Origin of the sequence: Gilliamella sp. wkB108 (assembly GCF_001690195.1) — a bacterium.
Classification (GTDB): Bacteria; Pseudomonadota; Gammaproteobacteria; order Enterobacterales; family Orbaceae; genus Gilliamella; species Gilliamella apicola_L.
On record NZ_LZGM01000093.1, the window covers coordinates 1 to 23,794 of the forward strand.

At 34.4% G+C, this 23,794-nt stretch carries 19 protein-coding genes; 10 read left to right on the plus strand and 9 right to left on the minus strand.

The genetic code is table 11. From position 1 onward, the window contains the following. Positions 1-332: 332 nt before the first annotated feature. The gene (locus A9G11_RS10765; protein WP_065619618.1) at positions 333-1,391 is read left to right on the plus strand and encodes a bifunctional transcriptional activator/DNA repair enzyme AdaA; all 1,059 of its coding nucleotides are present in this window, start codon (positions 333-335) and stop codon (positions 1,389-1,391) included. A gap of 301 nt (positions 1,392-1,692) precedes the next feature. On the opposite strand, the gene A9G11_RS10770 is transcribed toward A9G11_RS10765, so the two are convergent. The 3 genes from A9G11_RS10770 to A9G11_RS10780 are packed head-to-tail and all read right to left on the minus strand — an operon-like array spanning position 1,693 to position 5,172. Continuing rightward, complete coding sequence (locus A9G11_RS10770; protein WP_065619619.1) at positions 1,693-2,376, minus strand: response regulator transcription factor; 684 nt, start codon at positions 2,374-2,376, stop codon at positions 1,693-1,695. A 3-nt stretch (positions 2,377-2,379) separates the two neighbouring features. Then, positions 2,380-3,825: a sensor histidine kinase gene (locus A9G11_RS14240; RefSeq protein WP_065619620.1), complete on the minus strand. Its 1,446-nt coding sequence runs from the start codon at positions 3,823-3,825 to the stop codon at positions 2,380-2,382. Between the two features lie 3 nt (positions 3,826-3,828). Then, on the minus strand, positions 3,829-5,172 hold the full coding sequence (locus tag A9G11_RS10780) for a vWA domain-containing protein (RefSeq protein ID WP_065619621.1): 1,344 nt from the start codon (positions 5,170-5,172) through the stop codon (positions 3,829-3,831). A 303-nt stretch (positions 5,173-5,475) separates the two neighbouring features. On the opposite strand from A9G11_RS10780, the gene apt reads away from it, so the two are divergent. The 3 genes from apt to A9G11_RS10795 all read left to right on the plus strand — a co-directional run bounded on the left by apt (position 5,476) and on the right by A9G11_RS10795 (position 8,543). Beyond that, positions 5,476-6,027, plus strand: coding sequence for an adenine phosphoribosyltransferase (gene apt, locus A9G11_RS10785; RefSeq protein ID WP_065619622.1), 552 nt, complete (start codon positions 5,476-5,478; stop codon positions 6,025-6,027). A 298-nt stretch (positions 6,028-6,325) separates the two neighbouring features. Further along, positions 6,326-7,096, plus strand: a complete 771-nt coding sequence (gene ddaH / locus A9G11_RS10790) for a dimethylargininase (RefSeq protein WP_065619623.1) — start codon at positions 6,326-6,328, stop codon at positions 7,094-7,096. 52 nt (positions 7,097-7,148) lie between these two features. Beyond that, on the plus strand, positions 7,149-8,543 hold the full coding sequence (locus A9G11_RS10795; protein ID WP_065619624.1) for a basic amino acid/polyamine antiporter: 1,395 nt from the start codon (positions 7,149-7,151) through the stop codon (positions 8,541-8,543). Between the two features lie 30 nt (positions 8,544-8,573). Here A9G11_RS10795 and A9G11_RS10800 read toward each other — a convergent pair whose 3' ends face one another. Beyond that, positions 8,574-9,320 carry a tRNA1(Val) (adenine(37)-N6)-methyltransferase gene (locus A9G11_RS10800; RefSeq protein WP_065619625.1) on the minus strand — a complete coding sequence of 249 codons (747 nt, stop codon included), beginning with the start codon at positions 9,318-9,320 and terminating at the stop codon, positions 8,574-8,576. Further along, positions 9,310-9,981 (minus strand): deoxyribonuclease V, encoded by a 672-nt coding sequence (nfi, locus tag A9G11_RS10805; RefSeq protein WP_065619626.1) that lies wholly within the window; start codon positions 9,979-9,981, stop codon positions 9,310-9,312. Before nfi ends, A9G11_RS10800 begins: the two co-directional genes overlap by 11 nt. Before the next feature lie 54 nt (positions 9,982-10,035). On the opposite strand from nfi, the gene A9G11_RS10810 reads away from it, so the two are divergent. From A9G11_RS10810 to A9G11_RS10815, 3 genes are all read left to right on the plus strand, one after another. After that, the gene (locus tag A9G11_RS10810) at positions 10,036-10,617 is read left to right on the plus strand and encodes an IMPACT family protein (protein WP_065619627.1); all 582 of its coding nucleotides are present in this window, start codon (positions 10,036-10,038) and stop codon (positions 10,615-10,617) included. A 105-nt stretch (positions 10,618-10,722) separates the two neighbouring features. Further along, positions 10,723-10,932 (plus strand): DUF1949 domain-containing protein, encoded by a 210-nt coding sequence (locus A9G11_RS14820; RefSeq protein ID WP_141674415.1) that lies wholly within the window; start codon positions 10,723-10,725, stop codon positions 10,930-10,932. 355 nt (positions 10,933-11,287) lie between these two features. Next, positions 11,288-11,782, plus strand: coding sequence for a GNAT family N-acetyltransferase (locus tag A9G11_RS10815; RefSeq protein ID WP_065619628.1), 495 nt, complete (start codon positions 11,288-11,290; stop codon positions 11,780-11,782). A 23-nt stretch (positions 11,783-11,805) separates the two neighbouring features. On the opposite strand, the gene cfa is transcribed toward A9G11_RS10815, so the two are convergent. From cfa to lolC, 4 genes are all read right to left on the minus strand, one after another. Then, positions 11,806-12,915: a cyclopropane fatty acyl phospholipid synthase gene (gene cfa / locus A9G11_RS10820; protein WP_065619629.1), complete on the minus strand. Its 1,110-nt coding sequence runs from the start codon at positions 12,913-12,915 to the stop codon at positions 11,806-11,808. Between the two features lie 150 nt (positions 12,916-13,065). Beyond that, positions 13,066-14,304, minus strand: coding sequence for a lipoprotein-releasing ABC transporter permease subunit LolE (gene lolE, locus A9G11_RS10825; RefSeq protein WP_218056129.1), 1,239 nt, complete (start codon positions 14,302-14,304; stop codon positions 13,066-13,068). Position 14,305: 1 nt separating this feature from the next. Next, positions 14,306-15,022 carry a lipoprotein-releasing ABC transporter ATP-binding protein LolD gene (gene lolD / locus A9G11_RS10830; protein WP_065619631.1) on the minus strand — a complete coding sequence of 239 codons (717 nt, stop codon included), beginning with the start codon at positions 15,020-15,022 and terminating at the stop codon, positions 14,306-14,308. Further along, positions 15,015-16,217, minus strand: a complete 1,203-nt coding sequence (gene lolC / locus A9G11_RS10835; RefSeq protein ID WP_065619662.1) for a lipoprotein-releasing ABC transporter permease subunit LolC — start codon at positions 16,215-16,217, stop codon at positions 15,015-15,017. The genes lolD and lolC overlap by 8 nt, the downstream gene beginning before the upstream one ends. A gap of 160 nt (positions 16,218-16,377) precedes the next feature. Here lolC and mfd point away from each other — a divergent pair, with 160 nt between their 5' ends. The 3 genes from mfd to A9G11_RS10850 all read left to right on the plus strand — a co-directional run bounded on the left by mfd (position 16,378) and on the right by A9G11_RS10850 (position 23,632). Beyond that, positions 16,378-19,839, plus strand: coding sequence for a transcription-repair coupling factor (gene mfd, locus A9G11_RS10840; RefSeq protein WP_065619632.1), 3,462 nt, complete (start codon positions 16,378-16,380; stop codon positions 19,837-19,839). Between the two features lie 31 nt (positions 19,840-19,870). Further along, on the plus strand, positions 19,871-21,487 hold the full coding sequence (locus tag A9G11_RS10845; protein ID WP_065619633.1) for a DUF945 family protein: 1,617 nt from the start codon (positions 19,871-19,873) through the stop codon (positions 21,485-21,487). A gap of 474 nt (positions 21,488-21,961) precedes the next feature. Continuing rightward, positions 21,962-23,632, plus strand: coding sequence for a YdgA family protein (locus A9G11_RS10850; RefSeq protein WP_065619634.1), 1,671 nt, complete (start codon positions 21,962-21,964; stop codon positions 23,630-23,632). Positions 23,633-23,794: the final 162 nt, after the last annotated feature.

A 23,794-nucleotide genomic window follows, 5' to 3' on the forward strand; every position in this document is an offset into this window, starting at 1 on the left:
TAATATCAAATTTTATATTAATTAATTTAACTATTGATTTTTATATACAGCGAATTTAATGAAATGAACAGTCATAGTTAATAAAAGTAATTGTTAAAAAATAGTTGTCAATTTTTCGGTTGGCACTTTGATTATGTTTTTTTTAATATGCGATTCAAATTGGCTCTATCGCTATTTTCCGTTTTAACTATGTTAGGATTGAAAAATGTTATCACCTTATTATCGTAGTACTCTTTTACTTATGGGAAAAGAATGGCTATATGAAAGATAACCTATAGTAATAAAACTACATGAATACCGACCCACAAAATCTAAGAAGGATATTAAAAACCATGTTTATTACCGATCAAAAGAAAATTAAACGTTATTATCAAGCTTTGCTTGATAAAGATCCTGCTTATATTGGAATTTTTTACGCTGGTGTAAAAACAACATCCGTATTTTGTATCGCCACTTGTAGAGCGAGAAAACCTAAATTAGACAATGTAGAATTTTTTACCACCGTTAAATCTACGTTAGATGCCGGATACCGACCTTGTAAAATATGTAAACCGACAGAAAATTCAAACGATACCCCAAAAAATGTGCAAAAAGCCTTAGCATTAATAAACCAAAACCCAAAAATGAAAATATCAGATTCACTTTTACGCACATATCAAATCAATCCAGAACAGATACGACGTTGGTTTAAAAAACATTATGGAATTACCTTTCAAACTTATCAGCGTATGTATCGAATAAATATTGCCTTTCAAGAATTAAAAGCGGGTAAAAATGTGATGAATAGTGCTTTCGATTGCGGATATGAATCATTAAGTGGCTTTGGCTATACCTACAAAAAAATAATGAAATCAGCACCTTCCTTAAATATAGACAATGGGATTATTCTTATTAATCGATTAACAACACCATTAGGGCCAATGTTTATTTGTGCTACAGATAAAGGTATCTGTTTATTAGAGTTTGTTGATCGCCGTATGTTAGAAACAGAATTTAAGCAGTTACAAGCATTACTCAATAGTCAGATAATTTTTGGCGAAAATAACCATATTTTACAAGCTAAAAAAGAGATTAATGAATATTTTCAAGGAGTAAGAAAACAATTTAGCGTGAAATTACATACGCCGGGAACCAACTTTCAAAGAAGTGTATGGGATATGTTACAACAAATTCCTTATGGGCAGTTGACTACCTATAAACAACAGGCAGAAAAAATAGATAACCCACATGCGGTAAGGGCTGTTGCAAATGCTAATGGCTTTAATCGTGTTGCGATTATTGTACCTTGTCATCGAGTAATTGGTACCAATGGAAATTTAACTGGTTATGGTGGAGGATTAGCAAGAAAGCGTTGGTTAATTGAACATGAAAAACGTTATTCAGAAAATTAAGTAGGACAACTATCTATATGATTCTAAACAAAGTTACCCTCTTTATTGATGATCGGATAATTGACGGTCTAATGCTCGCGAACGATGCAAGTAGTATTTTTTAAAAATCAAACATATCAAATGTAAACGCTTAAGATAAATAAAAAACGAACCAAAGTTGTTCATTTCTTTACTTGAAGTAATTAGCAACTCTTTATTAGCTAGCTAAACCACTATTTTATCCATGATCAATGTGACAATTTTATTACCTATAACAATAAAGAGCTTAATTATTGGTTAACTGTTATAGCGGTTATGGCTGTTAATGTCGGTAACCTACTCCATGAATAGTTTTAATTAGAACAGGAGCTAATGGGTCGATCTCAATTTGTTTACGTAATTTTGAAATATGCTGATCTAACGTTCGGCTATTGGGTGAGTAGTTATATCCCCAGACATAATCAAATAGCATATCTCTGGTCACTACTTGATTTTTATTTTTATAAAGGCATTCAAGTATTTTAATTTCACGTAATGAGAGTTCAATAACATTACCATTGCGTTTAGCGCATAATTCAATAGGATAAATAGTAAGATCACCAAACACAAAGCACTCATCAATCGGTTTATTTAATTGTTGAGATTTTAAATAGCGTTTGGCGATTGCTTTGATTCGAGCGCGGAGTTCATGAATACCAAACGGTTTACTCATAAAATCATCTGCACCAAGCTCTAAACCAACTACACGATCGATTTCTTCATCTTTGGCCGATAAAAATAAAATCGGTATATCCTCATTTATTTTACGAATCTCACGGCAAACAGCATAACCATCGAGTTCAGGCATCATGATATCTAAAATAATAAAATCAGGCTGTTGTTGAATATATAGTTCTAAAGCCAATTTACCATTTTGAGCCTCAATAATCTCGTAGCCCTCTTGTTCTAATAGAATTGTCATTCCTTGACGAATATGATGATCATCTTCGGCAATTAAAATTTTCATAGTTTACTCCGTTAAAACAAGTGAAAAAGCGATACCTGGATTGCAATTAATTACCTTAATTGAACCATGTAATTGTTCAGCTAGTTGACTTGCTATGGTTAATCCAATTCCTGTACCCGATACACCTTCGGTGATAGATGATTTAATACGATAAAAAGGTTTAAAAATCTGTTTCAATAAATAATTGGGTATACCGTTACCATAATCACGTACAGTGATAATAATTTGCTGATTATTTTTGTTAAGGATCAAATCTACTTTGTTACCACTGGCTGCATACTTTTCAGCATTACTTAAAAAATTATTGATAATTTGCATAATACTATCTTCATCAGTATTAAGAACGCATGGTTCTCCCTGATCTAAAATCAAATTAAGTTGCAAGGATTTGGATGCTAATACTGGCTTAAAAGTACTATAAATTTGTTGAATAAGTTGAGTTAAATTAACAGGTTTGATATTCAGTTTGGCAGGTTTATTAAAATTAAGTACATTTTGCACTAATCTGGTTAGCCGTTTACTTTCACTAGTGATCACATCAAGATAAGTAGTAATTGGTTGTGGCTCCTCCTCTAACTGTTCTTTCAACATTTCTGAGTAAAGAGTGATATTAGTTAATGGCGTTTTAAATTCATGTGACACTTGTCCAACAAAACTCACTTGTTGCCTGGCCAAACGTAATGCTCGTGTATATTCACGATAACAATAAATGACAATACTAAGGATAAGAATGATAAAAAATACAATGACAACACCACCAAGCAAATAGAGGTTAACTAATGTCGGCGGTTGATAAAAACCGGTTAACTGCCAATTTTGTAAGGGATAATCAAGGGTAAGTGTAATGGTATTATCATTTGGTTCGCCATGACTATAAATCAATTTATCATTATCAAACAAAGTAAAATCGACCAATAATGATTGTTGATCGAGTAAACCAACAATATCTAATGAAAAGTTAATTTTGGAAAACTCAAAACCTATAATAGTATCGGAAAATATCGACCAGTAAATAAGATGATCATAAGCTTGATACCAACCCGATTGTGGTTGATATTGCTCTGATTGAATATGATGATTAATTAAAATGGAATGATCATATCCAATTGATTCAATAATTTTAAGCCACTGTGCATCACTGCTGTTAGTCAAATAAATAGTCTTATTTTTTTTAATGATAAAAATATTTTTTAGATCTGTTTCAGTTTGTAATAGGTTATCTATTTTTGTTTGATCATCTTTTACAAACTGAGCCAAGGTATGCAGATAGGATGCTTTTTGATTAAACAGCGATTCAATCGATGATTTAATATTACTCAGGCGGCTTTGAGATAACATTTTCACATGATCTTGACGCATTAAAACTTCATGTTGAATAGTGCGCCAGCCTAAATAGCTAAATGCCACAATAAATATAAGAATCAAGAAAATCGCTATTATTTTTTTCATCGGCTATTTTTTTATTGCACTTTGTTTTGAGTCATATTGCATTTCAGTTACTTGTTTACGATACACTTTTGCATCAGTTTTCTCAATAGAATCGGCCATGATTCTATTTTTAGATAATTGCTGTTCCAATCTAGCTCTAGCTTCCGGTGAGTTTTGGCTAACGTTACTTGTGGCTTCTTGTAATTTATTACTATTTGCTTCTAAAAGCTGTTTTGCTTCTGCAATATTACCTCTATTATACAAATCTAATGCTCTTTCATTATCAAGTGTAACTTTTTGTATTTCAGATTCTACAACCACGTCTTCCTTGATAGCTTTCTTAACAACTTCCGGTTCATTTGTATAAGCAATTTTGACCACTTGTGTTTCATTTTCAGATTTATTTTTCAGTAAATTATCATAATTTAATTGAATTTCGGCTAATGTTTTATCTTGTCCAGTTTTACCTTTACTTGGTATCACTTCTAATAAAAGATATTTTTCTTGATTTGAATAGAGTTGATTCATTTTAACCATAACTTGGTTATCTTTTATTGAACCATCTCGACCAAGTAAGCGTACTGGCTTAACACCATCTTTTAATTGAATATTGATAACCACATCTTGGGCAACTACTGACATAACATCTTTAAATTCTCGAACAAAAACATTTTCAAGATCTAAGGTATTATCGACATAAACATGATTACCATCACTATAACTTGCAATCGATGACATTAATAACTCGTTATAGTCAGAACCGATACCAAAAGTAGTAACTGCAATGCTCTTTTTGGCTGCAATAATAGCTAACTCAGAAAGTTCATCAACCGATGATGGTCCTATATTAGCTTGACCGTCAGAGAGCAAAATAATACGATTAACTTTATCTTTAGAAAGTTGTTTACTAACTTGCGTAATGCCTTTACTTAATCCGGCAAATAGTGCTGTGCCTCCACCGGCTTGAATTTTACTATTAATCAGTTTAATGAGTTTTTGTTTATTGGTGACTCTAGTTGATGGAATAATAATTTCAGCATCACTTGCAAAGGCAACTACAGATAAAGTATCTTGTTCATCAAGCATATTAATTGCATAAATGGCTGCTTCACGAGCCTTTTCTATACGATCACCACTCATAGAGCCGGAACGATCAATCACTATAGCTAAGTTAATCGGTACGCGTTTTTTTGAATCAAAATTAACACCGGTTAATGATACTTTTAAATAGTTTCTCTCTTGACTATTTTCCAACACAATAGGGGAAGATAACTCTGAACGAATTTGAATTTGTGCCGACTCTTTGGCATGACTGAAGAAACTAAATAACGACAGCCACATTATGGCTAATGTTTTTATAAATTTCATAGGACTTTCCTTTTTTGATGAAGTTTATCCCATTATCGACTTTTTATAAATCAAACTGTCTGATTATTGTATTTATTTGTAAAAATTTGTAAAAACAGAATAATCTTTTAGAAGATCAGCAAAATAATTACATAGCCTATTGATCAGATATCAATTTCACCGGTTGATCTAACCAACAGTTAAAATAGCATCAATTCGATGCTTTAATCAGCATGTTTTTGTTTGCATATTGCAACTGAGAAGATCGCCGGTATATAATGAAAGTTTGCCAGTCTTAGAGTAAATAAGTCGAGACCATTGAAAATGAATCAATTACAAGAAAAGCTTACCGTAATTAAAAACAGTATTATCACTATACCTAATTATCCGAAAGAAGGCATTTTATTTCGTGATATTACTAGTTTACTTGAAGATCCTATAGCGTTTAAAACATCTGTAGATCTTCTCGTTGATCATTATCGTGATAAGAAAATTGATAAAGTTGTTGGTACTGAAGCTCGTGGCTTTATCTTTGCCGCACCTATTGCTTTAGCATTGGGGGTTGGTCTTGTTTTAGTTAGAAAACCCCATAAATTACCTCGTCAGGTATTTAAAGAAGAGTATCAATTAGAATATGGTACAGATACACTTGAAATCCATTCAGATGCAATTAAACCGGGTGAACAAGTTTTGATTATTGATGATCTTCTTGCAACCGGAGGAACAGTTGCCGCAACGGTTAATTTAGTACATAAAGCAGGGGGAATTGCCAAAGATGCGGCCTTTGTGATTAACTTACCTGATTTACAAGGTAAAAACAAACTAACCCAAATGGGTATAGATTGTTATACACTGGTCGATTTTGAAGGTGAATAATCCAAATCAATTTAGGGCATGAAACTGCCCTATTTCCTGCATCTACCTAACCAACATTTTATTATCTTCATCACATCAATGGTATTTACCATTATCTTTTATTTCATTTATTAATTTAACTAATCTGTTTAATTACCGCAGTATTATTTAATCATTTAAATGGTTATTGGTATTATTTGAATGTATTTAACACCTACTTGCTAATTGCATAAAAAATCATTACAACACTTGATTATCGCATTAAAGTGAATTAATATGCAGAAATACAGCATAAATATTAAATACTAAGAGAGTTAAAATGAAAAAATTTAATCATATTATTGCAAGAACACCTGCCAAATCACTTGTTAATGGTTTAACTTCCGCTAATCTCGGTAAACCGGATTATCAAAAAGCCTTAGATCAACATAACAACTACATTCGTGCATTACAGCAATGTGATGTGGATATTACAATTTTACCTGCTGATGAACGTTTTCCTGATTCGGTTTTTGTTGAAGATGTGGCTTTATGTACGCCAAAGTGCGCAATCATTACCAGACCAGGAGCTGAAAGTCGTCGAGAAGAAACGGTCATTATGGTTGATACGATAGCCAGATTTTATCCAAATAAAGTTGAACGAATTACCGCTCCCGGTACGGTTGAAGCTGGCGATATTATGATGGTTGGTGATCATTACTATATAGGTTTATCTGCAAGAACAAATCTGGCTGGAGCTAATCAAATGATTGCTATTTTAGAAAAACACGGATTAAGTGGTTCTGTGGTTACGCTAGAAAAAGTACTACATCTTAAAACCGGTTTAGCTTACTTAGAAAATAATAATTTATTAGCTACTGGTGAATTTTTGACTAAAGAAGAATTTCAGCACCTTAATATTATCGAGATCCCTGAACAAGAAAGCTATGCCGCCAACTGTATTTGGGTAAATGATCGCGTGATCATGCCTTCTGGCTATCCTATTACCAAAGCAAAAATTGCCGCGCTAGGTTATCAAGTCATTGAAGTAGATACCTCTGAATATCGTAAAATAGATGGTGGTGTAAGTTGTATGTCATTACGATTTTAATCAATTAAAGCGTGATCTTAATTATCATTAAATCAAATAAAAAGAAACCATAATGAATACACCTGTAAGAAAGAAACTAGGCATACTACCACTCACACTTTTAGTGGTCGGGAGCATTGTAGGAAGTGGGATTTTCAGCTTACCACAAAATATGGCAGAAGGTGCCGGAGCCGGCGCAATTGTTATCGCTTGGGTGATCACTTTATGTGGTATGCTGATGTTAACACGTATATTTCAGTATCTCTCCATTCGGTTTTATAAAATCAACGATGGTCTATATGGTTATGTGCGTGAAGGTTTTGGCGATTATATCGGCTTTAATGCCGCATGGGGTTATTGGATTTCCGCTTGGATGGCCTGTGCAAGTTATTTAGTCATCTTATTTAGTGCATTAGGTTCATTTGATTGTTTTAATTATTTTGGTGATGGAACAACATTTTCTTCAGTCATTGTTGGACTTATTTTCTTATGGATAGTCCATTTTTTTGTTTTAAATGGGATCTATCGAGCATTTTTATTAAATTGCATTGTGACCTTGGCTAAAATCATTCCAATCGGATTATTTATTTTATGTATTATCCTCGCCTTTAAAGTCTCAACCTTTAAAATCGATTTTTGGGGATCGCCTCAATTAGGTTCGATTGTGGATCAGATAGAACACACCATGCTATATACGGTATGGGTCTATTTAGGTATTGAAAGTGCCACTGTTTATGCAGCAAGAGCAAAGAACATTATTAGTATTAGCCGAGCAACATTTTTTGGTTTTGCTATCACCAGTTTGTTATTGGTTTGTGTTTCCGTTTTATCATTGGGCATTGTACCGCAACAAGAACTTGCAACCATGAAAAATCCCTCGATGGCTTTAGTAATTGAAAGAGTCATTGGTAGTTGGGGTGCGACTTTTATTAATATCAGCTTAATTGTATCTGTCAGTGGCGGATTATTATCATGGATAATGTTAGCTGCTGAAATGTTATTTTTAGCCGGACAAGGAGAACAACATACCGTTCCGCGTAGTTTTGGAAAACTTAACAAAGCAGGAACACCAGCTAACGCTTTATGGTTAACGACTGTTTTAATCAGCATTTTAATTATTCTGGCTCATTTTTACCAAAGTGGTTATAACACTTTAATTCAACTATCAACATCGATGGTGCTGATCCCCTACTTACTTGCAGCACTTTTTGTGTTAAAAATAGCAATAAAACGAAAGAAAGCCTACCTGATCATGATTGGCGCATTAGGCTCCATTTACGGTTTATGGTTAATCTATGCTGGTGGTGTTTTTTATCTACTACTCTCCATGATCCTTTATAGTGTTGGACTGATTTTTTATATATATGCCAGAAAACAGCGATCGCTGGTTACTTTCAGTTATTTGCACGACAAAATCTATGCGATCACTATTATTGTATTAGCCATTATTGCCATTTTATATTTTTAAAATGGCAGTAAAAGTAATAGCGTTATAACGCTATTTCCTAAACAGATAAAATTCAGCTAATAGCTGTCTGAATTGTGTTGTATAACGCCCATTTTCATCGCGCATACAAAGTTGCTGTTCAACTAAATCATCAGGTTGTTGAAATGAAAAAGCCATTAACACCAATGAAAAGTCTTTATTAGCGTTATATTTTACCTTCATTACTTGTTGTAAATATAACTGCTTTGATTCACATAGCTGTCTAAATTGATCTGATAGATGATAAGGTAATACTAAGCAAAATATGCCTTTTGGTGTTAATAATCGTCTAACTGCATCAATTAACTGCTTAAAATTCAAACTTTCGGTATAACGCGCCAACTGCCTTTGTGAATTTCGACAATCCACAGCCGATTCGAAATAGGGAGGATTACTAACAATTAAATCATAACGAAGTGAATCGTTAAGCCGAAATTGATTGATATCTACGCAGTAAGGATGAACCGGCGGAAAAGGAGCATGCAAAATATTTTGCTGACATTGAGAAATGGCCTGACGATCGATATCGATTGCATCAATTTGACAATCATGATGCTCTAACCGCTGAGCTAACATTAGCGCGATAACACCACAACCGGTACCTATATCTAATACTCTTGCTGGCACTGGGTTTATCGGTACCCAAGCACCAAGCAAGGTACTATCAGTAGTGATTTTCATAGGGCTATTGTCGTGAGCAACAAAAAAACGTTTAAAGGTAAATCCACCTTTTTTTAAAATTGTTGAACTATTGGGCATGGATGAACTTCTCAAACAGTGGTTTATTTGATGCAATGGCATCAGCCCAGCGAGTTGGTTCAGGTAAACGATAACCGCGTAAACACGACTTAACCCAATTTAATGCACTTAATTGGCTTACTCGATGTCCCGATGAAATAAATAGAGGATTACACTTGTTTTTACTTTGTAAAACCCAACCAATTTGCTCTTGTTTATCGCATAACGCAGTAACCTTTCCTGCTACTTTGGGTAACAGATCATATTGACCACAAAGCCTCTTTTTAGCGACACCAATAGTTGGCATATCAAGCAATAAACCAAGATGACTAGCTATGCCAAGTCGTCTAGGATGAGCGACACCTTGACCGTCAACCAGTAATATATCTGGCTTTTGTTTCACCTGTTGCCAGGCGGCAACTAATGCCGGATATTCACGGAAAGATAAATAACCCGGAATATAAGGAAACTCAGTTTTAATTCGGGCAATATGATATTCAACCACGTTAAAATCCGGATAACTAAGTATAACAATGGCAGCTCGGGTGATATTACCACCTTCCTCAAAACCAACATCGGTACCACCAATAAGTGTTATGGTCTCACTAAAGTCATCGATTAATTTAACCTGTTTTGATAATGTTTGTTGTGTTTGTTTCAATTGTTCTAAATTGATAGACATTTTTATTCTGATCAGTATTATTATTGCCAATAAATCGATTTTACCAGAATTAGCATGCCATATACATTAGCAAATCCCATTGAACTGACTGAAGAAATTAAAAAAAGTCGTTTTATTGTCAACGCCGCACCGGTTAACTCCGCAGAGCAAGCAAACAATTTTATCGAACAAATTAGCGATTTAAGTGCCACACATAACTGCTGGGCATGGAAGATAGGACAACAATATCGTTTCAATGACGACGGCGAACCAACTAGTACCGCAGGGCGCCCTATTTTATCAGCGATTGAGGGACAAGATTGCGATCAAGTAGTGGTGGTCGTTACCCGCTTTTTTGGTGGAATCAAGTTAGGTACGGGTGGATTAATTCGCGCTTATGGTGGATCAGCAAGTCACTGTCTACAACAAGCTCAATTAATTGAACTCATTGCCCGAGTTCCATTACAATTCCACTGCTATTACAGTGAATGGCCTATCATTGAAAATCGCCTTAAAGAACTTGATGCGCTGATTGAAAATCAAGATTTTGATGCTCAAGGTGTAAATGTATCTATCGCAATAACTCAGGATAAATCCCTGTTATTGCAAAAGACTATTGCCGATATTACTCGAGGAAGAGTGATCATCAAATTGTAATTATTTAAACCATGAGCTGTAAAAAAGTTTCAGGTTAGCCATACGTTTTAGTATAAATATCAAGCAAGGCTGAATACAGCACAGATTAAATAATAAAGTTAATAAATTGAAAATCGCCTTAAAGAACTTAATGCGTTGATTGTAAATCAAGATTTTGATGCTCAAGGTGTAAATGTATGTATCGCAATAACTCAAAATAAATCTCTGCTATTGCAAAAGACCATTGCCGATATTACTCGAGGAAGAGTGATCATCGAATTGTCATTATTTAAACCATGCACTGTAAAGAAGTTTCAGGTTAGCTATACGTTTTAGTATAAATATCAAGCAAGGCTGAATATAACACAGATTAAATAATAAAGTTAATAAATTGAAAATCGCCTTAAAGAACTTGATGCGCTGATTGAAAAGCAAGATTTTGATGCTCAAGGTGTAAATGTATGTATTGCAATAACTCAGGATAAATCCCTGTTATTGCAAAAGACTATTGCCGATATTACTCGAGGAAGAGTGATCATCAAATTGTAATTATTTAAACTACACTGTAAAAAAGTTTCAGGTTAGCTATACGTTTTAGTATAAGAATTAAGTTGTCTTTAACATTAATTGCTTACCAAAAATAAAGTTAATAAAATAATAGACACGATCATTACTCTATGATGTTTTGCTTATGATAACTTATACTAATGCCACTTTAGATGATTTACCTTTTATTGTTGAAGTCTACAATTCAACGATTGCCAGTCGTATGGTTACAGCCGATACCTCACCGGTTTCAATACAAAGTAGACGGGCATGGTTTGAACAACATAATAGTCAAAACCGTCCCCTTTGGCTTATTAAATATCAAAATCAACCTTGTGGTTGGGTGAGTCTATCTTCGTTTTACGGTCGTCCGGCTTATAACAAAACCGTAGAGATCAGTCTGTACATTCATCAAGATTTTCGTGGTAAACGAATTGGTCAATTTATGGTAACTGAGGTTGAGCGTTTTGCTAAGCAAATAGGCATAGAGACAATATTAAGTTATGTATTTGCTCATAACCTTCCTAGTATCGGTTTATTTAACAAAATGCATTATCAACAATGGGGATTATTCCCTAAAGTTGCCGAACTCGATGGTATAAAACGTGATTTAATGATTTTAGGAAAACGGCTAGATTAAGCCGTTTTTACCATTGATGTTACTTATCTTGGTGCATCATAGCGCTCTGATCGGTTTTTAGAAAAAACTACTTGCCATAATTGCGTGTTTCTGGCTCTAAATGCACCGGCACAACAAAGTAAATAGTATTTAAACATTCTGAAGGTTTCATTAGAATATTTACTCTTTAATGTTGGCCAATTTTGTACAAAATTACCATACCATGCCAATAGGGTTTTATCATAGTCAGGTCCAAAGTTTTGCCAATCTTCCATGACAAATTTCCCTTCTGTGCCTTTTATTAATTGAGCAATTGAAGGTAAAACGCCATTAGGGAAAATATATTTATTGATCCAAGGATCGTTGCCAAAATGTGAGGTATTGGTACCAATGGTATGCAGTAAAAAAAGACCGCCGTCAGCCAGTAAATCATAGAGTTTAGCAAAATAGATAGCGTAATTTTTATAACCCACATGCTCAAACATACCAATAGAGACAATGCGATCATAGTGTTCATGAAGATCGCGGTAATCTTTTAAACGAATCTCTACAGGCAGATTTTTACAGCGCTGTTCAGCATACTCCGCTTGTTCTTTTGAGATGGTAATTCCTTTAACTTTACAACCATAATGACGTGCAGCAAATTCTGAAAAACCACCCCAACCACATCCAACATCCAACACTTTCATACCTGACTGTAATCCTAACTTTTTAGCAATTAAATCCAGCTTCGCTTCCTGCGCTTCATCAAGATTGTTGGCATTTTTCCAATATCCACAAGAATAATTCAATCCTTTATCCAACATTTTTTCAAACAGATCATTACCGAAATCATAGTGTTTTTTACCGACAATATAAGCTCGAGTTTTGCTTTGCAGATTAAAAAAGAGAAATTGTAACTTGGTCATTAGATCTAACTTGGAACCAACTTTTTTCTCCAGATTTGCAAGTAAAATGAGACGAATTAACTCATCGAGTTGTTCACTCTCCCATTTACCTTCTACATAAGATTCACCAAAACCTATTGATCCTTGATGTAAAACTTGACTATAAAAACTTTCGTCTTTGACTTTAATATCCCAAGGACTTTGACCATTAATTTTAATGGGTGTTTGTGCTAATAACTTTTCTATTAATCTTTTTGGATTAGTCATATGATTTGCCTTAATATCAAATATGGCCTAATCACTTCAAGTAAGGAAGGCAAGAATATATTGGCGAGATGAAGTAATTAGGCGTCAATTAAAATATTTAACTAACGCTATCTGAACTAGAGCTATTACTATACCCCTGATTAAAACGAATTAGAAGCTATTTAAAATTCGTGCAGGATCTATCTTACATGCTCGTTTAGCTGGGTAATAACTGGCAATTAAGCTTAATAGCATGGCTGTAATAAATACAATTACAACATCAAAAAGATGAATCTCGGACGGTAGGAAATCGATAAAATAGATATGCCCATTTAATAACTTATAACCAATCAGTGATTCAACCACACCCATAATATTTGATAGTTGCCATGCTAGCACTACACCTAAAATGACACCTATTAAGCTACCAATTAATCCTGAAATCACGCCGTACCAAATAAAGATATGCTTAATGAGTTGATTAGTTGCGCCAAGTGTTTTTAATATGGCAATATCACGCTGTTTATCTTTCACTGCAATCACAAGCGTCGAGACAATATTAAAACAAGCAACACCAATTACCACAATCATAGCTAAATACATAATTTGTCGAATCATTTGAATATCACGATACATAAAACCAAAAGTATATTCCCAACTGGTAAATGAGAGTGTTTCATTCAAATTCATTGCAGCTTGAGCAATAATTTGTTTGGCTTGGTAAACTTGTTTAACATTAACCATTAACCCTGAAACACTATCACCCATACTTAAAAGTTTCTGTGCATCAGTCAGTGGAATTAAAACCACATTATTACTTAAACTACCACTTAACTCTAAAATACCGATGACTTGCAAGCGAACTCTTTTCGGTGGTTTTAATTGATTTGATCCGCTAGCCTCCGGAATGAGTAAAGAGACCCAACTGCCCTCTTTTATTGACAAACTTTGTGCTAAACCCGCACCAATAATCACCTGCTGTTGATCTGCTTTGAAAGCTTGCCATTTATTATTCAAAACATAGTTAGGTAAAGCGCTAATGGACTGTTCTTGCTGTGGATCAACGCCTTGTACTTCTACCGCTCCGAGTTTACTACCATTTTCAATTAATCCGGTAAAATTGATATAAGGTGCGCTGGCAACAATATTTGAATTCTCTTTCAACTCTTGTTGTATTTGACGCCAATCATCAAGGTTACCATAAGGTGAATAAAATTGACCATGTGGCACAACTGAAAGAACCCGATTATTTAATTCACGTTCAAAACCATTCATCGCACTTAAGCCAATAATTAATGCTGCAATACCAATGGCAATACTCAGTGTTGAGATAATTGAAATGAGCGAAACCATACCACTTTTACGGCGTCCTTTGCGGAACTTTATGGCTGTTATTAATGATAAATTCATGCTAATTATCCATTAACCTTTTATCTGATAGGGTACTGTCGGTCAGTTGACCATCGCTCATAATCAATTGTTTATCCAGCCGTTTAGCTAAAGCAAGATCATGAGTTACCACCAAAAATGCCGTGCCATGTTCTCGATTTAATTTAACTAATAAAGCAAAAATCGCATCCGCGGTTGATTTATCAAGGTTACCGGTTGGTTCATCGGCCATGACCAGTGCAGGATTATTTATCAATGCCCGCCCAATTGCCACTCGTTGCCGTTCACCACCCGATAGTTCAGACGGTCGATGATTAGCTCGTTTAACTAAATTAACGGATTCAAGCATAGCCATAGCTCGTTTTTTAGCTTCACTGGCACTCACACCACCAATCAACAGCGGCATTGATACATTTTCAAGCGCAGTAAAGTCAGGTAATAGATGATGAAATTGATATACAAAACCAATTTCTTTATTACGTAATTGTGCTTTTTGTTGTTCAGATAACTGATTAAGTTGTTGTGATTTAAATATAATCTCTCCGGACGTTGGTTTATCAAGGCCACCAAGTAAATGTAATAAAGTACTTTTACCTGAACCTGAGCTACCAATAATAGCTAATAAAGATTGCGCATAAATATCAAACGAGACATTTTTTAAAACCTCAGTAACCATTTTGCCTTCTGTATAGGTTTTATAGAGATTTTTAGCCGAAAGCAGTATTTGTGGATTATTCATAACGTAGCGCCTCAGCGGGTTGAATATTGGCTGCACGATATGCAGGATAAATAGTTGAAATTAACGATAACATAAGCAATCCAATAACAATAAAAATAATCTGTGTTGGTTCAACAAGGGATGGCAATTGGATACCGGCAAATGATAGACCTAGTGTTTGCATAATATCATTTAAGTTAAAGGCCAGCAGTAATCCTAAAATACTACCCAATAGCGTACCGATAACGCCGGAACTTGCACCTTGAATAATAAAAATCAGCATAATTTTAATACGCGATAAGCCTTGTGTTTTCAAAATAGCTACTTCTCCTTGTTTTTCCATAACAAGTAGACTCAATGAGGTAATAATATTAAAAGCGGCCACAATGACAATCAAACTAATTAGTAATCCCATGACATTTTTTTCCATTTTTATCGCTTGGAACAACTCACCACGCTTAGCCCGCCAATCTTTAAACACTAAGCCGTCTGGCAGCGGTGTATTGGTAACCGATGCAATATCGAGGGGTTCATCTAAAAATAGTCGCCAACTGGTGATAGTATTGTTAGGATAGCGTAATAAATTTTTAGCATCAGTTCGGTTAACATAAATCAATGATTGATTAATATCATGATTAACATAAAAAATACCGGCAACCGTAAATAGACGTTGAGAAGGAATGCGACCAACTGGCGTAATTTGACTAGCATCGGTTACCATTAAGCGGATTTGATCACCAGGTGAGACGCCTAATTGTTCAGATAGTGTTTCACCGATGATAATATTATATTTTCCGGCTTGCAGATCTGACACCGATCCACTATAAACATAGGCATTAATTGGATCATTATCCTCTTCGGTAATACCCATTAAGGTACTGACCGTTATACTATGTCCACTTTGCAAAATGACATCACTGGTTATTAAAGGGGTAACACGCGTAACACCTTTAATTTGTTCGAAAGGATGACTTGAAACAGCTTCACTATCTATCTTGCCTTGTGGTGACGTTACTTGCGCTTGAGGTAAGAATTTTAGAATATTACCCTGCATCTGATCTTCTAAGCCGTTCATCACGGACAAAACAATAATTAAGCCAAACGAGCCTAACATAATACCTATCATGGAAAGCCATGAGACAAAGCGACCGAAACCGTCACTTTTCTGCCCGTAAACATAGCGTAAACCGATATAAAACACTAAAGGACGAAACATTTTAGACATAAACGTATATTTTACCTGAAACTTTTTGACAAAGTTTTGCCAGTTAAATGCAAGGTATCTATCATACAGGATTAAACAGTTATAGAAAACAACCATATAGTTAAGCTATAATTATGCGCAAAATTTTGCAGCGATATCAATACTATCAATCATGTCAAAAACAATAAATATTTCAACATCAATCCCCAAAAAAGCAGGTGAAGTAAGACAGTTAGGACAGCTTATTGGTTCTTCATTATCACTGCTGTGTGCGCAAGCTATTGAAGCCTATGAAGGTTTAGTTGTCATTGTCACTGACGATATGCAACAGACAACACGCATCCATGATGAATTAAAACAATTTTCACCGTTTCCTTCGATTTTTTTCCCCGATTGGGAAACATTACCTTATGACAGTTTCTCTCCACATCAAGATATTGTCTCTGAACGTTTATCTTGCCTGTATCATTTAGCTCACTTAAAAAAAGGTGCGCTAATTTTACCGATTAATACTTTAATGCAAAAAGTATGTCCTCAAAGTTTTTTAGCTGGGCATGTTTTTATCATGCAAAAAGGGTTACAAATTAGTCGAGAGCATTTGCGTCTTCAACTTGAAAATGCGGGTTACCGTTCAGTTAGTCAGGTTATGGAACATGGTGAGTATGCCACTCGTGGCGCACTATTTGATATCTATCCTATGGGGAGCGATAAACCTTATCGCATTGATTTTTTTGATAATGAAATTGATAGTATTCGTACTTTTGATGTTGAGACACAACGAACGCTCGATGAAATAGACAAAATTCAATTATTGCCTGCGCATGAGTTTCCTTTTGATAAAACAGCTATTGAGCTGTTTCGCAGTCAATGGCGTGAAAAATTCCCCGTCAGATTAGAGCCTGAAAGTATATATCAACAAGTCAGCAAAAATATCTTACCTACCGGAATTGAATATTGGCAATCACTGTTTTTTAATGAGCCATTGACACCGCTTTTTTCTTATTTTTTAGATAATACCCTTATCATAAATACCGTAAACATAGAGCAGTATGCTAACAAATATTGGCAAGATATTAATCAACGTTATGAAAATCGTAAAGTTGATCCCATGCGCCCTCTTTTGGAGCCAGCTATCATTTGGTCTAAAACTGATGAGATTTTTGCTAATTTTAAACACTATCCTCGTATTGTTTTAGCCAATGCACCGTTAGCTGAGGCAAATAAGAATATTAATCTTCCCTATTATGCTCTGCCGGAAATTGCCATTCAGATCCAACAGAAAAATCCTTATTTACCTTTGCAAAAATTTCTTGATGATTTTAGTGGCAAGATAATATTTTCTGTGGAATCCGAAGGACGTAAAGAAGCATTACAAGAGATCCTTGGGCGAATTAAGATCCAACCTTTAACGATTAATTGGTTAGATGAGTGTAAAAATGCTGACCACCGATTCTTTTTAATGATTGGTTCTTGTGAACAAGGATTTATTAACCAACAAGAAAAATTTGCTTTTATTACTGAAAATGAGCTATTAGGTCGTAGAGTTATTCGCCGTAAAAAAGAGAATAAACAAGCGATTAATACTGACTCATTAATTCGTAGTCTAGCTGAATTAACGCCCGGTAAACCGGTAGTTCATTTAGAACATGGTGTTGGTCGATATGCAGGATTGACCACATTAGAAACTGGTGGTATTACCGCAGAATATCTTATTTTATTATATGCTAACGACACAAAACTCTATGTGCCGGTATCATCACTCAACTTAATTAGCCGTTATTCGGGTGGGGATGAAGAAAATGCACCACTCAATAAACTTGGCACTGATACTTGGAGTAAAGCACGGCAAAAAGCCGCTGAGAAAGTCCGTGATGTGGCAGCGGAATTACTGGATATTTATGCTGAACGAGAAAGTAAACCGGGCTTTAAATTTAAACAAGATCGCGAGCAATATGAACTATTTTGTCAAGCATTCCCTTATCAGGAGACGGAGGATCAACAAAATGCTATAGGTGCTGTAATTGGTGATATGTGTTCTCCCTTTGCAATGGACAGGCTGGTATGTGGCGATGTCGGATTTGGTAAAACCGAAGTGGCTATTCGAGCCGCCTTTTTAGCGGTAATTAATCACAAACAAACCGCGATTTTAGTACCTACAACCTTACTTGCCGAGCAGCATTATGAGAGTTTTTGTGATCGTTTTGCTAATTGGCCAATCCGCATCGAAAGTCTCTCTCGCTTCAAAACTGCCAAACAACAGCAAGCCATTATTCAAGCGTTAAGTGAAGGTAAAGTTGATATTGTGATAGGTACTCACAAACTATTACAAGAAGATGTGAAATGGAAAGATCTTGGACTATTAGTCGTTGATGAAGAACACCGCTTTGGCGTTCGACAAAAAGAACGTATCAAGGCCATGCGTGCTAATATTGACATTTTAACTTTAACCGCAACCCCTATCCCACGAACACTTAATATGGCAATGAGTGGTATGCGCGATCTTTCTATCATTGCTACACCACCAGCTCGTCGATTAGCGGTCAAAACCTTTGTCAGAGAGTATGATGATTTAGTAATTCGTGAAGCCATTTTGCGTGAAATTTTACGTGGTGGGCAGATCTATTATCTCCATAATGATGTATCAGACATTGAAAAAGTCAGTGAACGCCTTGCCGAACTTGTTCCCGAAGCGCGTATTGCTATAGGTCATGGTCAGATGCATGAACGTGATCTGGAACGGGTAATGAATGACTTTCATCACCAACGTTTTAATTTACTCGTGTGTACAACAATCGTTGAAACAGGTATCGATATTCCAAATGCGAATACGATTATTATTGAACGTGCAGATAAGTTTGGTTTAGCACAACTACATCAACTTCGTGGTCGGGTTGGACGATCTTATCATCAGGCTTATGCATATTTATTAACACCACATCCAAAATTACTCAGTAAAGATGCCAAAAAGCGCTTAGATGCTATTGCTTCATTAGAAGATTTAGGTGCAGGTTTTGCCTTAGCAACCCACGATCTTGAAATTCGTGGTGCGGGAGAATTATTGGGAAGTGATCAAAGTGGTCAAATTGAAACAATCGGTTTCAATCTTTATATTGAACTTCTTGAAGACGCGGTGAAATCACTTAAAGAAGGGAAAGAGCCAACACTTGAATCGCTACTCAATAATCAACAAACAGAAGTTGAACTACGCTTACCTACTCTCATTCCGGATGATTTTATTCCTGATGTCAATACGCGACTTTCACTTTATAAACGTATTGCAAGTATTGAAAATCTTGATGAGTTAACTGATATTCAAGTCGAAATGCGCGATCGCTTTGGTCAATTACCTGATGCAGTAATCTTCTTACTAGAAACAACCAAAATTCGTTATCATGCTCACCTGTTAGGCATTACCAAAATTGAATTTGGTCAAAAAGGTGGATTTATCGAATTTGGTAATAACAATAAAATATCCGTTGATTATTTAATAAAAATCATACAAAAGCAGCCTAAAAATTATCGATTAGAGGGAGTAAATAGATTAAAATTACTCAAATCAGAATTACAACAAGTGGATCGTATTGAATATATCAAAGATTTATTGACCAATTTTTCTGAACATTTAGAACATTAATATAAAAACACGATAAATTTAAGAGAGTATTATGAAAAAAAAAGTACTAGCAATAGGAATAATTGCTATTTTAGGAATGGGATATGTTGGTGGAGCATGGTATACAGGCAATGCCATTGAAAAGAACATTGATACAAATCTATCTTTATTAACCGAAAAAATTAATACTGATAATAAAAAATTCGGACTAATCAATGAGCAGTTCAATGTCGCAATCAGCTATAGTGATTATCAAAAAAGTCTTTTTTCAACAAAATTGCATCTCACTATAATGCTTACACCTAAACCAGAAGAAGGTGCTGATAGTTCATCTAGTGAAACAACTAATCCAACCGCAAAAAGTATTAAAGTGTTTGATGAAGATGTGATTATTCATCATGGCCCATTCCCGATTGCCGCATTAACTAAAGGGACATTTGTCCCTCAAGCCGCTTGGATAGAATATCAAATCACTGAAAAAACCTCCCCTGAGCTTTCGAAACTCGTCGGCAATCAACCTATCTTTACTGGACATTTAGGCATTAGTTACCAAAATTATCTGCGCTTAAAAATAACTAACCAAGCGATCTCTCTTGATAAAACTAATTTTGACGATTTACCGATTGACTCGTTAAAAATTTCAAAAGGGGAGCATTATTTAGAAGGTGATAGTAATTCCCAAAATGTACGCATTGAAAGTCATATTGCAGATGTCAGGTTAATAAAAGATGATAATAATTATGTCTTATTCAAGAATTTACAATACGTATTCGATCCTCAACTAGACAAAACCAATGTAAATTATGAATTGAATTTTGATCATCTCGAAAGTAGCGTTGACAACATGCATGAACTCATAAAAGTTAATATTGATAACTTCAAGAGTAAAGGAAGTTACAACTTTAAAACACAAGATGCTGACTTAAAGATGAGTATTGCTAAATTCATGTTTAATCCCGATCAGAACCAAACTAATAACAAAACACAAATTGCACTTGATAAATTTGTGTGGGAACAAAAAAACCATTCAGATGCGAATAACATCAGTGATGGTTCGCTCGTTTTAAGTACCGATTCACTAATCTTTGGCCAACAAAAAATGGGTTCGGGTGAACTTAACCTAGAATACCGAGGCATCGATAAAAACTTACTGACTCGGACTTTCAATGAATTTTACTCCCTCGATTATTATGATGATGAGGATGACGATGATGATGATAATGATATAGTTGACTACCAAAAAATGAACCCTAGAAATATCAAAATCTCATTAAATAAATTCAACTGGCATAATGTTGATGGAGATATTGATATCAATGCCGTTGTTGACTATACCTTAGATGACAACTTTAATATGTCTGCCCTAAGCGATACTAGCCGTTTGAATTTACTTAAGCTTAAAATGGCAGTACCATCTGATGTATTAGCTCGTATCATCACTCAATTTCAACATAGACAAGACAGTGATGTTGATGTAAATCAGATAAACAAAACTAAATCGCAAATTGAGATAGTTTCACAACTTTTCCAGTTTAAAACATCATTATTATCATTTAAACAGGGTGATAAGAACGGTTTCTTCACCGACATTGACTACGACAATAGTCGTCAAAATGTTAAAGTGAATGGTAACACATTAACAAAAGAAGAATTTTTAGATAATTTTTAATTCATTATTCTGTAGTAAACAGATAACGCTATTCCACCTATATTTTGGTGGAATAGCATTTCATCTATTTATCTACATGTATTTATCCACATGATAAAGATCTCCCTGAACACATCTATGTAAATTAAGTTTCATAAAATCAAGATGATTACAACACTGTTATTAGCACCTGCTTGGTTTATATCATCTAAGCTCCTATAGCGTTAATTTAGGGTAAGATAATTAACAATCCTGTGGTTGGTTTAAATCAATCAACCGTCGTTTCAGGTAAATTGTGTCTTTACTTTAGATCTCCAAGTTTTTATAAAATAATAATAATTGTTTACAAAACAGATCATTGCTAAAAAAAAGTAAATAACTTAAACTTAATTAACATGATTTAATGCTAATCAATAATAGTTAAGATATTCACTACTTGGTTAGCTAGTGTATTAAAAATAATAATAAAATAGATTCAATAGGAAAGAAGACATTATGAAAAAAACTGCACTTGCAATTGGTATAATTGCTGTATTAGGTATTGGATATGTTGGAGCTACATGGTACACAGGCAATGTTATTGAAAATAAAATAAATGATAAAATTAAAGAGATAACCCAAGTCGCCAATATCAAACAAGATAAATATAATGTAGCCATCACTTACAACGACTATCACAAAAGCGTCTTTTCAACTAAACTTCATCTTACGATTACGATCTCTCCCAAAGATACCAGTAACTCAGATGTAAAGCCTATAAAAGTATTTGATGACAATTTGACGGTTCATCATGGTCCATTCCCATTGCCAGCTCTTTCAAACGGTGTGTTTTCGCCACAAATGGCTTGGCTGGAATATCAAATGAATGAGCAAACATCACCTGAACTATGGAAACTTGCCGGTAATCAACCATTTTTAACTGGATATCTGGGAATTAGTTACCAAAACTATTTTCTTACAAAAATAAAAAGTAAAGGATTTACATTAGATGAATCGGCCATAGAAAAGTATACAAAACTCTACCAAAATATTTATACAACTTATTTTAACTCCGATTTTGATTTTGCAGACCAATTAGATCCTATACTTAAAGATATAAAAGGCAAATTTAGTATTTCTGATACTGAAGTCTATTTTGGTACTGATCGGGATTTTTCAACTTTTTCCCTTAAAAGTCATTTACCTAAAATATCTTATCAACAAGACGATCAAAATTATGCTTTTTTGAAAGAATTAGATATGGCGATTGATTTTGATAGCGAAAAAACAGATTTTGACTTTAAAATTAATTTGGATAATTTTGTTAATACTAATGTGAATACTAATGTTCCCTCACAGTATTTAATTAAGTTAGAAATAGACAAACTCTATTCTCAAGGAAGTTTCAATTTTGATAAATCAAATATGAATTTAGATTTTGGTTTCGATAAGTTTGAACTAGTACCTAATCCAGATAAACCCAACGAAACAAAACCAGCAATTAAGTTAAACAAATTAGATTGGAAACAAAAAAATCTGCTTAATTCAAAAGGAAAAAATGATGGTTCTTTAATAGCTAAGGTAGATTTGCTTAAATACGGTAACCAAAATCTTGGTTCCGGCGTAATCGATCTGGCTTATGAAAATATTCCTAAAGAGCAAATTACTTATGATCCAGCAAAATTATTGCAAAAATTATATGATCTTAATCAAAATAAACCAGAACGTATCATTTTTACCCTTAATAAATTGAATTGGCATAATGCTCAAGGTGATATTAATATCAATGGTTTATTAGATTTCATACCAAATGAAAAAGATAGTTCAATGCGAAGTTCAATTGATAATATCTATGCACTTAAAATAAAAGTTGCCGCTCCTTTTAATGTATTAGCACAAACTATGGCACAAACGCAAAGTCTACAAAAATTATTAGACAATGATGTTGCTCCTCAGGAATTACGGCAAATGAAAGAAACAATAAAATCATGGGCAATGATGTTCTTCGGAGGTTCACCGCTTATTAATTTTAGTGAAGGTAATGTTGAAGGTATTTTTTCAGAGGTTGATTTTAGCAAAGATAGTGATGAGGTAAAAGTTAACGGTAAAAGTTTAAAAAAAGAGGATCTTTTTGGTGAAAAAGCTACAAGAGGTGGTAGCAATGATATAAAAGTTAACATGGAATAAAAAAAGAGTTGTCGCACCTTTTAATGTAATAGTGCAAAGTATGACACAATGAAAAAATCTACAAGACAACGATGTTAGACCTAGGCAATTATAGCAACTGAAAGCAACAATAAAATCAGAGTCTATAGTGATATTGCGCGGTTCACCGCTTAGCCATTTTAG